Source organism: Acidimicrobiales bacterium (assembly GCA_035540975.1).
In the GTDB taxonomy this organism is placed as follows: Bacteria; Actinomycetota; Acidimicrobiia; order Acidimicrobiales.
The window spans coordinates 1-10,001 of sequence record DATLFN010000023.1; the positions used below are offsets into that span (position 1 = coordinate 1).

Below are 10,001 nucleotides of genomic sequence, written 5' to 3' on the forward strand. Positions count from 1 at the left end.
CTTCGGCGGCGGGTTCGTGCCGGGAACGCCCAACTCGGGTGACGGCTTCGTGGCCAAGTTGGCGGCCGACACCCCGGGCCGCCCGCTGGTCACCCGCCTCACGCCACGCGGCGGCGACACCGGCGGCGGGACGCCCGTCATGATCGAGGGCATCGGCCTCGGCGGGGCGACGGCCGTGCGCTTCGGGGAGGCGCCGGCCCGCAGCTTCAACGTCCAGTCGGACACGCGCATCGTGGCGGTCACGCCTCCGCTGGCCGAGGGGATCCACAAGGTCACCGTCACGACCGGCGGCGGCACCTCGCCGGCCAACCCGGTCGGCGAGTTCTGGGCGGGTGAGGGCAACTGGTCGCTCACCGGCTCGCTGAACACGCCCCGCTCGAACCACACCGCCACGCTCCTCGAGAACGGGCAGGTGCTGGTGGCGGGGGGCCGGATCGCCCTGGCCTCAGCCGACGTGGCCACGGCGTCCGCCGAGCTGTACGACCCCCGGAGCGGCACGTGGCGACCCACCGGTTCCCTGGCGACGGCGCGCTGGGCCCACACCGCCACGCTCCTGCCGGACGGCCGCGTCCTGGTGGCCGGCGGCCATGACGTCGCCGCCACAGGCAGCCTCGGGCTCAGCTCGGCCGAGCTGTACGACCCCAACACCGGCGCCTGGAGCGCCGCCCCCGACATGGGGGGCACCCGGACCCTCCACGCCGCCATCCGCCTCGCCGAGCCGAACTGCGCGGCCCACTGCGGGAAGGTGCTGATCGCCGGGGGCCGCCCGGGCCCGCTCACCGGCTCCCTCGGCACCAGCCTGCTGTTCGACCCCGTGGGCAACGCGTGGGAGCCGGCCGGCAACCTCAACGAGGCCCGGTACCTCACCGAGATGGCGGTGGTGGGTGACGGCCGGGCGCTGATCGCCGGCGGCTTCGGCCCCACCGACAGCGCCGAGACGTTCGACCCGGCCACGGCCACGTGGTCGCTCACCGGACCGATGAGGTTCCCCAAAGCGAGGCCGACGGTGACGCGGCTGCCGGACGGGAACGCCCTCGTCAACAACGGCTGGAACAACGGGCCCGTCCCGGCATCGGACGTCTTCGACTACCGGACGAACACCTTCCGCCCGGCCGGCACGCCCAAGACCCACCGCTGGAACGCCACCGCCGTCCTGCTGCCCAACGGCCGGGTCCTGGCGCTGGCCGGCGGGGTGGGGGGGGCCACCGCCGACATCTACGACCCGAAGTCCAACACCTTCCGCTCGGCCGGATCGCTCCAGTTCCAGCGCGGTGGGGGCTCGAACGGCGGAGGCGGGCCGGGCGGCACGGCCGTCCTCCTCTCCAGCAGCACCCGGGAGTTCCAGGCCGACGAGCGGGTGTGCGGGGCCAACTGCGGCAAGGTCCTCGTCGTGGGGAACACCGACCACCCGGCGACCGAGCTGTACACCCCGGCCGACCCTCTCGGCGGGCCCGGCTACTGGCTCACCGCCTCCGACGGCGGCGTTTTCGCCTTCGGCGACGCCCAGTTCTTCGGCTCCACCGGCGGGACCCGCCTCAACCAGCCCGTGGTGGGGATGGCGCCGACCGTGAACGGCAGGGGCTACTGGCTCACCGCCTCGGACGGCGGCGTGTTCGCCTTCGGCGACGCCGTGTTCCGGGGCTCCACCGGCTCCATCCGCCTCAACTCGCCGGTGGTCGGGATGGCGGCCACGCCGTCGCCGCTGGTGGCCGGCTACTGGCTGGTGGCCGCCGACGGCGGCGTCTTCGCCTTCGGCGACGCCCGGTTCTCGGGCTCCACGGGCGCCATCCGCCTCAACCGGCCCATGGTCGGTATGGCACCGGCACCGTAAGGCCCTGCTCGGTTCACCTCGCGATCGCGCGCCACCCCCTGGCGCGCCATCGCGAGGTGAATGGGCGGTCCGGCCCGGGCGTAGTACCCTGGCGGTCGAGCCCTCGGTCCGGCGGCACCACCCGCCCCAGGTCGCACCTGCTTGAGATCACAAGCACGCTGTGGTTCCACCTCACGACTGAGTGAGGGGTCCCTCCGGCTCTCGATGGGGAGGGCCGTTCATGGTGTCCGGTATCGGAGTTTGACGGTCGTCGGGGAAGGCAGCCTCCCCGACGACGAAGCGCTCCAGACGAGCCTCCGCACCCTGGCGGAGACCCTGCTCGGCGAGCAGGGCCTCGAGGAGCTCCTGGGCAACGTCACGTCCCTCGCCGCCGCGGCCATCCCCGGATGTGACGCGGCCAGCATCTCGCTCATGCAGGGCGGCCGTACGACGACGCCCGTCTGTTCGGCCGAGATCGCCCGGGAGGTCGACCAGGCGCAGTACGACACCGGTGGGGGGCCGTGCCTGGCGGCGATGCTCGAGGAGGAGGTCTTCCGAGTCGACTCCTACGCCGACGACGACCGCTGGCCCGAGATGTCCGCCCAGGCCGTGGCCAAGGGTGTGGCGAGCTCGTTGTCGCTGCCCCTCTCCACCGGGAGGCAGGCAGTCGGTGCGTTGAACCTCTATTCGACGAAGCCGGGCAACTTCGACGGCGCCGAGGAGCAGGCCGCCATGTTCGCGGCGCAGGCCTCGGTCACCGTCTCCAACGCCCAGGCGCTCGAGCGGGCGCAGGAGATGGCCAGGCACCTGGCCGTCGCCCTCGAGAACCGTGACGTCATCGGCCAGGCCAAGGGGATCATCATGGCGGCGGAGGGGGCCACGTCGGACGAGGCGTTCGCGGTGCTGCGGAGGGCGTCCCAGCGGGAGAACCGCAAGCTCCACGACGTCGCCCGGGAGATCGTCGACCGCAGGCGGCAAGGACCGGCCACGCCGTGACGGCTCCCGCCGGAGCCGGGTCGGTCGGCGACGTGCGGCGCAGCCTCGAGGCGGCGCGGCGTCGCGCCGGCCTCTCCGACGGCGAGCTGTGGCTCGCGTACTTCGGTCTGGGTGGTGACGCCAGCCCCGAGGAGATGCGGGCCTACCTGACCGAGGGTGGCCCGCTCGCCAGCGGGAGCGTCGACATCCTGGTGCAGGCGTTGAACGAGCACTTCATGGATCACGGGTTGGGCATGCCCGTGCCGTACCAGGAGCGGTAACCCCGCCAGGGGGCATGCGGGCCTGACCAGCGGTTTCTCGGCCGCCCCGTCACCGTCCGGCAGGAGGAGCCGGGTTCGACACCAGTCTCCGAGCTCGACACGCGGGGTGGGCGGCGGTACCGTCCGCGCCGGACCGGCGGCGGGTTGCGACACTGGATCGACTGCGCCGGGCACCCGCCGTGCCGTTCGCCGAGTGGAACAACGGAGCCGCCTTGCCCTCCAGGCCACCGAGAAGCGTCCGCCGGGCCGCTGTGCTGGCCCTTGCCGGGCTGCTGGCGGCCGTTCCCGTCGGCGGTGCGTCGGCCAAGGAGCCGACCCCCGAGGCGCAGCGCCGCGAGCTCCAGAAGAAGCGGGCCCGGCAGGCCGCCGAGGTGGACGTGCTGAAGGCGTCGGACGCCGAGCTGGAGCGGGCCCTCGACCGGCTGGACGCCAACGTCCGGGCGTCGGAGGCCCGGGCGGCGAGCGCCCGGCAGGCGGCCGAGGCGGCGGCCAAGGCGTCGGAGGACGCCCTCGTCGCCGAGCAGCGGACGGCCGGCGAGCTCGATCTGCTGCGGAGCTCCATGCGCCAGGCGGCGGTCGCCGCCTACGTGCGCGGCCCCGCGCAGAAGACCATGGCGCCACTGCGGGCCGGGTCGCTCGCCCGGATGGCGACCCGGCAGTACCTGTTCGACGTGGCCCTCGGCCAGGGCGCCGACGTGGCCGACCGGCTGCGGGCCACCACCGAGGACCTGGCCGCCCAGCGGGTCGCCGCCGAGGAGGCCCGGGCACGGGCCGAGGCGCGCCGCGAGGAGGTGGACGGCGAGCTGCGTGAGGTCTCCAGGGCGCTGGACCTGAAGGAGAAGGTGGCCGACACCGTCGAGCAGCGCCTGGAGCGGGCGCTGGCCGAGGCCGACTCGCTGGCCGCCCTCGACCAGCAGCTGGCGGCCGAGATCTCCCGGCGCCAGGCCGCCCTGGCCGCCCGCGTGGCGTCGACCCGGCGGGCGGGCGCGACGGCGGCACGGGGCACCGTGGGGCGCATCGGCGGCGTGGCCGTGACGACGGTCGGCGGCATCACGGTGGCGACCCGGATCGCCGGCCAGGTGGAGGCGCTCCTCGCCGCCGCCGCGGCCGACGGGTTCGCCCTCGGTGGCAGCGGCTACCGCAGCTCCGACGGGCAGATCGCCACCCGCGCGGCGAACTGTGGCAGCAGCGACTACGACGTCTACTCCAAGCCGGCGTCGAGCTGCAGGCCGCCCACGGCCCGGCCCGGCCAGTCGATGCACGAGCAGGGGCTGGCCATCGACTTCACCTGGAACGGGGCGCTCATCACCTCGCGCAATGCCGCCTTCCAGTGGCTGGCCCGCAACGCCGGCCGGTTCGGGTTGTCCAACCTCCCGGCCGAGCCGTGGCACTGGAGCACGAACGGCAACTGACCCGACCGCCACGCCGGCGGCTGGCGTGCCGCGCTCCGCCATTCGGTTCGTGCCGGCCAGATGCTGGACTGCTCGGCCGAGCAGGAGGGCCGGGGGTTGGGTGACCAGGAGAGCCCGGCCCGGCCGGCGTCCGGCCGTGGCGGGACGCTCGGTGGGCCCCGCCCTGGCGTCGAACCCGGTGCGCCACGGCAAGGCCACGTCGGTCGTCATCCGGGTGCACGGCGCCGCGGGGTCGCTGCGGGTGGTCGTCGCCGACGACGGCAAGGGGTTCGACGTCGGGGCGGCGCGCACCGGCGGCTTCGGCCTGCGCAGCATGCGTGACCGGGTCGAGAAGCTGGGCGGCAGCCTCGCCGTGCGGTCCGAGCCGGGCTCGAGGACCGAGGTGGAGGCCGCCGTCCCGCTGCGGTAGGGCCCGCTCGAGGTTCCCTGTCGCGGCACCGATGGGGAACGGCGTGGCCGAGGCGCGCCCAGCGGGCTCAGGCGGGAGGGTCGGCGCCGTACGCCGGGTCGGCCGTACCCAGCTTGCGCACCAGGGTGAGGTGGCCGCCGAAGTAGCCGCCGGCGGTGGCCACCACGCCGCCGGCGACGCCGAGCACGACGGCGCGGGCGTGGGTGCCCCGCCGGCGGGCCAGCCACGAGGAGGCGTAGAGCGCCGTCGCCGCCGTGTTCACGGCGGCGTGGACGACGCCGACCCGGCGGGCGCCGCGGCCCCCCACCGTCTGCCACTCGGCCAGCCCGGTGGCGATGGTGGGCACGGAGGCCAGGAGGCCGAAGCCCACCAGGCGGCGGGCGGCGGGGCGGGCCGCCCGCCCGCCGAACAGGTCGAGGAACGAGGCGCTGGCCCAGGCGCCGAGCGGGAAGTCGGTGAGCAGCGGGTGGAGGGCGTGCCCGAGCCAGGTCCCGCGCAGCCCGTCGGCCGCACGCGGCGATCGGACGACGGCGCCGGCGAGGGCGGCCAGCGGCCGGGCGGCGCCGTCCAGCAGGGGTGCCGCCTCCATCCGCCGCACCGCGTCGACGACGGCGGACGGGGCGCCGCGTCCGGCCGGGTGCTGGGCGGCCGCCGTGGCGGGAGCGGCAGCGGCCGGTCCGTCAGCCAACGGGGGCCGCTTCCCTCGACCCGGCCGCCGACATCGCCGCGTCGGTGACGTCCGGCGCCACCGGCTCGACGGCGGCCCCGGCGCGCCCAACCGCCCGGGCCGCGACGTACGCCCGGTCGTCGGGGCGGGCGGTGCCGACCACCCGGGCGCCGACCCGGGCGCCGAGGGGGGCGGTGGGCAGGGCCGTCCCGGTGCCCGAGCCGGCGCCGGTGACGAGGACGGTACGGACCATCGGGGCGACCTACCCAGCCGCCGCCGTCGTGAAGCGCCTCAGGCCGTGCCCGCCACGTGCCGTTGCATGCCCCGCAGGTACCGGCGGACCAGGCGGTCGTCGAGCGGGTGGACCACCGGCCCGGCCAGGCGCAGGACACGACCGCGCGGCCGGGTGAAGCTGACCACCTCGAACCGCACGGTGCCGGCCTCGTCGAGGCGCACGGAGAACCCCTCCTCCCCCTCGACCACGTGGTGGGCGAGCGTGCCGTAGGCGAAGCCGGACAGGCCCGGCGCCGTGGTCACCCCCACGACCCGGTTGACCACGGTGACCCAGGCGAGGGCCACCCGGACGGCGACGGCGACGACCTGGCCCTCGGCCACGGCGGCGCCGGGCGGGTGGACCACCGCCCCGCTGCGGCGGTGGGCCTCCCACCGGCGGAGCCCGGCGGCGGCGGCGGCGAACACGGCGTCGCCCCGCCCCAGGTCGACGGTGCGGCGGCGGTGGCGGTAGCCGTCGGGGAGCGGGCCCGCCGTCGCCCCCACCTCGGCATAGGTGGGCGCCGCCCCGCGGTGGCGGGCGACGAGGGCGTCGAGCGCGGCGGGGGTGGGCCGGGCCGGCGAGATCGGGAGCACGCCCACGTTCCTACCCCCTCGGGAACCCCCAGCGGACTCACAGGAACTTCCGAGGGAGCGATGGGAGACTTGGACCATGGGCACGACGGGCGCCGAACGCCGCAGCCGCGTCCTCGTCGTCGACGACGAGGAGAACATCACCTTCCTGCTCGAAGCCGCCCTCCGTCACTTCGGGTTCGACGTGCGGGTCGCCGCCGACGGGCGCCACGCCCTGAGGGAGGTGGAGGCGTTCGACCCCGACGTCGTCCTGCTGGACGTGATGCTCCCCGACCTCGACGGGTTCGAGGTGGTGCGCCGGTTGCGGCTGGACGGCCAGAAGGTGCCGGTGCTGTTCCTCACCGCCCGCGACACGGTGGACGACAAGGTGCGAGGGCTCACCCTCGGGGGCGACGACTACGTCACCAAGCCGTTCAGCCTGGAGGAGGTGGTCGCCCGCATCCAGGTGATCCTGCGCCGCCAGGGCCGGGGCAGCGGCTCGTCGAAGCTGGCCCTGGCCGACCTGGAGATGGACGACGACGCCCACGTGGTCCGCCGGGCGGGCCAGGCCATCGACCTGTCGCCCACCGAGTACAAGCTGCTCCGCTTCCTGCTCCTCAACGCCGGCCGGGTCCTGTCCCGCCACCAGATCCTCGACCACGTCTGGCAGTACGACTTCGGCGGCCACGCCACCGTGGTGGAGACCTACATCAGCTACCTCCGGAAGAAGATCGACACGCTGGGCCCGCCGCTCATCCACACGGTGCGGGGCGTGGGGTACTCGGCCCGGGTGGGCTGATGTCGCTGCGGCGGCGGCTGCTCGTCGGGCTGGTGGCGGTGGCCGCCGTGCTCGTGTTCACCAACGTGGCCCTGTCGCGCATCATCGAGTCGTTCCTCCTCGACCGGGTCGACCGCCAGCTCGTGGAGGTGGCGCCCCGCATCTTCCGGGGAGACGGCGGGGGCCGCGGCGGGCCCGGCTTCCCGTCGCCCGACCAGGAGACGCTCTCCGAGTACTTCCTCGCCGTCGGCGACCCGACGTCGCCGTCGCTGACCCGGCTCCAGTCGAAGCTGGCCGACGAGAGCGACCCGCCACCGGTCCTGCGCCGGGCCGAGGTCCTCGCCTACCTGGCCGGCCACGACGACGCCCTGCGGCCGTTCACGGCCGAGGCGTCCGAGGGGACGGGATCGTGGCGCCTGGTGGCCATCGAGGAGCCCCGCTACGGGGTGGCGGTGGTCGGCATCAGCCTCAACGACCTCGAGCGCACCGTCGACCGCATCCGGCTGGTGCAGGTGTTCGGCACGCTCGCCGTGCTCTCCGCCCTGGGGCTGATGTCGTGGTGGATGCTGCGGCTCGGTGTCCACCCCATCGAGGACATGGCCCGGGCCGCCGACGCCATCGCCGGGGGCGATCTGTCGCAGCGCGTCGAGCACCCGGGCGAGCGGACCGAGGCGGGGCGCCTGGGCGTCGCCCTCAACTCGATGCTGTCGCGCATCGAGGACGCGTTCCGCGCCCGGGAGGCGTCCGAGGCCCGGGTCCGCCGGTTCGCAGCCGACGCCTCCCACGAGCTGCGGACCCCGCTCACGTCCATCCAGGGCTACGCCGAGCTGTGGCGGGCGGGCGGCCTGCGCAGCGACGCCGCGCTGGCCGACGCCATGCGCCGGATCGAGCACGAGGCCCACCGCATGGCGACCCTGGTGGAGGACCTGCTCCTGCTGGCGCGCCTCGACCAGCGCCGGCCCCTCGAGCTCGGGCGCGTGCGCCTGGACCGCCTGGTGGCCGACGCCGTGCGAGACGCCCGCGCCGTCGAGCCCGACCGCCCCGTCGAGGTGCACGCCGAGCCGGTGACGGTCCGGGGCGACGACCAACGGCTCCGCCAGGTGGTGGGCAACCTCTTGTCCAACGCCCGGGCGCACACGCCGGCGGGCACGCCGGTGCGGGTGGCGGTGACGGCGGCCGGCGACCGGGCCCGCCTGGCCGTGGCCGACGACGGCCCCGGCATGGCACCCGAGGTGGCGGCCAAGGTGTTCGAGCGCTTCTTCCGGGCCGACGACTCGCGGGCCCGGGCCGGTGGTGGCACGGGCCTCGGCCTGTCCATCGTGGCGGCCATCGCCGAGGCCCACGGCGGGAGCGCGCGCGTCGAATCGGCGCCCGGCGAGGGGAGCACGTTCGTGATCGACCTGCCGCTCGCACCGCCGGAGGACGAGGCGGAGCCCGAGGCCGGCCCGGCCGCCGACGAGCCGCTCACCGGCAGCTGGACCGGCGGCCCGCCGTCGTGACGCCCCGCCACTCCGCAGACGGGGCACAGTTAGCTCCCAGCCGCGGCGCGCACCCTCTCCGTCGTGGCCCGAACGCCGGGCGCACGCAGAGCACGGAAAGCAAGGACCCGACCATGAACCTGCAGCCCCGCATCCTGGGCGCCACCCTCGGCGCCGTCGCCGCCCTCGCCGTCGGCGGGGTCGGCCTGGCCTGGGCCCAGGAGGCCCCGACCACGCCGTCCACCGAGGCCCCGTCCACCGACGCGCCTGCCACCGACGAGGCGCCCGCCACCGACGACGGCCCGGCGGCCGACCGCGACGACTGCCCCGACAAGGGCGACGGCGGCCGTCCCGGCGCCACCGGTACCGGTACCCGTACGACGGTCACGGACCAGATCTCGCTGTGACGGCGACGCCGGCGGGGCCTTCGGCGGCCGTCCCGCCGGCATCGCCTCCGACCACCTGCGCCATTCCCGTCCCCCAAGGAGGCTCGATGACCACCCCCCCCAGGATCGACCGCCGCCGAGCCCTCGGCCTCCTCGCCGGCGCCGGCGCCGGGGCCGTCGTCCTCGGCGCCTGCGGCGGTGGCGGCGGCGACCCCGCCTCCGGCGGGTCGCCCACCACCACCGGCGGCGGCGGAGGGTCGTCCCCCACGACGGCGGGCGCCGCCACCACCGGGACCGCCGGTGCGGCGGCACCCGGTGCGGGGGCGCTCACGGCTGGCGACTTCGGCACCGCCTCGTCGTGCGCGCTCACCCCCGAGCAGACGGAGGGGCCGTACCACCTCGACGTCGACCAGATCCGCGGTGACATCCGTGAGGACCGCCAGGGCACGCCGCTGCGGGTGGCGGCCCGGGTGGTCGACGCCGACGGCTGCACGCCGTTGAAGGACGCCGTGTTCGAGATCTGGCACTGCGACGCCGGCGGGCTCTACTCGGGGTTCGAGGCGGCCTCCCGGGGGACCGGAGGCGGAGGACGGGGGCCGGTCGACGACACCCGCTACCTGCGCGGCGCCCAGGTCACCAACGCCGACGGGATCGCCGAGATCCTCACCATCTACCCCGGCTGGTACCAGGGCCGGACCGTGCACATCCACGCCAAGGTCCACCTCTCGAACGCCGAGGCGCTCACCACCCAGCTCTACTTCGACGACGCGGTCACCGACGCCGCCTACCGGGCCGCGCCCTACTCGTCCCGCCCGAACCGCAGCACCCGCAACGACGACGACGGCATCTACCGCCCGCAGACCACTCTCACCGTCTCCGAGGACGGCGACGGCTTCCTCGGCCTCATCACCCTGGCCGTCCGCCGGTAGCCGGCTCACCGCCCGCCCGCCCGACACCCGCCC

General features: G+C 75.6%; 12 protein-coding genes. 9 read left to right on the forward strand and 3 right to left on the reverse strand.

Going from position 1 to position 10,001, the window contains the following annotated elements; genetic code table 11:
- The 5 genes from VM242_03135 to VM242_03155 form a co-directional block, all read left to right on the forward strand.
- A partial coding sequence (locus VM242_03135; GenBank protein ID HVM04145.1) for a kelch repeat-containing protein occupies positions 1–1,831 on the forward strand: 1,831 nt, incomplete at its 5' end.
- A 240-nt stretch (positions 1,832–2,071) separates the two neighbouring features.
- Positions 2,072–2,806, forward strand: a complete 735-nt coding sequence (locus tag VM242_03140; protein ID HVM04146.1) for a GAF and ANTAR domain-containing protein — start codon at positions 2,072–2,074, stop codon at positions 2,804–2,806.
- A complete protein-coding gene (locus tag VM242_03145) occupies positions 2,803–3,066 on the forward strand; it encodes a hypothetical protein (protein ID HVM04147.1) in 264 nt (87 codons plus the stop codon). The genes VM242_03140 and VM242_03145 overlap by 4 nt, the downstream gene beginning before the upstream one ends.
- 251 nt (positions 3,067–3,317) lie before the next feature.
- A complete protein-coding gene (locus tag VM242_03150; protein ID HVM04148.1) occupies positions 3,318–4,478 on the forward strand; it encodes a M15 family metallopeptidase in 1,161 nt (386 codons plus the stop codon).
- Between the two features lie 136 nt (positions 4,479–4,614).
- Positions 4,615–4,887 (forward strand): ATP-binding protein, encoded by a 273-nt coding sequence (locus VM242_03155; protein HVM04149.1) that lies wholly within the window; start codon positions 4,615–4,617, stop codon positions 4,885–4,887.
- A 67-nt stretch (positions 4,888–4,954) separates the two neighbouring features.
- Here the strand turns inward: VM242_03155 and VM242_03160 are convergent, their stop codons facing one another.
- The 3 genes from VM242_03160 to VM242_03170 are packed head-to-tail and all read right to left on the reverse strand — an operon-like array spanning position 4,955 to position 6,427.
- Positions 4,955–5,575, reverse strand: a complete 621-nt coding sequence (locus VM242_03160; GenBank protein HVM04150.1) for a DUF2231 domain-containing protein — start codon at positions 5,573–5,575, stop codon at positions 4,955–4,957.
- On the reverse strand, positions 5,568–5,807 hold the full coding sequence (locus VM242_03165; GenBank protein HVM04151.1) for a hypothetical protein: 240 nt from the start codon (positions 5,805–5,807) through the stop codon (positions 5,568–5,570). The genes VM242_03160 and VM242_03165 overlap by 8 nt, the downstream gene beginning before the upstream one ends.
- A gap of 38 nt (positions 5,808–5,845) precedes the next feature.
- Positions 5,846–6,427 carry a DUF1990 domain-containing protein gene (locus VM242_03170; protein ID HVM04152.1) on the reverse strand — a complete coding sequence of 194 codons (582 nt, stop codon included), beginning with the start codon at positions 6,425–6,427 and terminating at the stop codon, positions 5,846–5,848.
- A gap of 70 nt (positions 6,428–6,497) precedes the next feature.
- Here VM242_03170 and VM242_03175 point away from each other — a divergent pair, with 70 nt between their 5' ends.
- The 4 genes from VM242_03175 (at position 6,498) to VM242_03190 (ending at position 9,968) form a co-directional block, all read left to right on the forward strand.
- Entirely contained in the window at positions 6,498–7,196 is a 699-nt protein-coding gene (locus VM242_03175; protein HVM04153.1) for a response regulator transcription factor, read from the forward strand.
- The gene (locus VM242_03180) at positions 7,196–8,674 is read left to right on the forward strand and encodes a HAMP domain-containing sensor histidine kinase (GenBank protein HVM04154.1); all 1,479 of its coding nucleotides are present in this window, start codon (positions 7,196–7,198) and stop codon (positions 8,672–8,674) included. Before VM242_03175 ends, VM242_03180 begins: the two co-directional genes overlap by 1 nt.
- Positions 8,675–8,787: 113 nt before the next feature.
- A complete protein-coding gene (locus tag VM242_03185) occupies positions 8,788–9,060 on the forward strand; it encodes a hypothetical protein (GenBank protein HVM04155.1) in 273 nt (90 codons plus the stop codon).
- Between the two features lie 86 nt (positions 9,061–9,146).
- A complete protein-coding gene (locus VM242_03190) occupies positions 9,147–9,968 on the forward strand; it encodes an intradiol ring-cleavage dioxygenase (protein HVM04156.1) in 822 nt (273 codons plus the stop codon).
- The last annotated feature ends 33 nt before the right edge of the window (positions 9,969–10,001 follow it).

What these genes read in the sequence shown, in the direction of transcription:
- VM242_03185 (HVM04155.1), top strand. Translation starts at nt 8,788, where the DNA reads ATGAACCTGCAGCCCCGCATCCTGGGCGCCACCCTCGGCGCCGTCGCC.
- VM242_03175 (HVM04153.1), top strand. Translation starts at nt 6,498, where the DNA reads ATGGGCACGACGGGCGCCGAACGCCGCAGCCGCGTCCTCGTCGTCGAC.
- VM242_03190 (HVM04156.1), top strand. Translation starts at nt 9,147, where the DNA reads ATGACCACCCCCCCCAGGATCGACCGCCGCCGAGCCCTCGGCCTCCTC.
- VM242_03180 (HVM04154.1), top strand. Translation starts at nt 7,196, where the DNA reads ATGTCGCTGCGGCGGCGGCTGCTCGTCGGGCTGGTGGCGGTGGCCGCC.
- VM242_03165 (HVM04151.1), bottom strand. Translation starts at nt 5,807, where the DNA reads ATGGTCCGTACCGTCCTCGTCACCGGCGCCGGCTCGGGCACCGGGACG.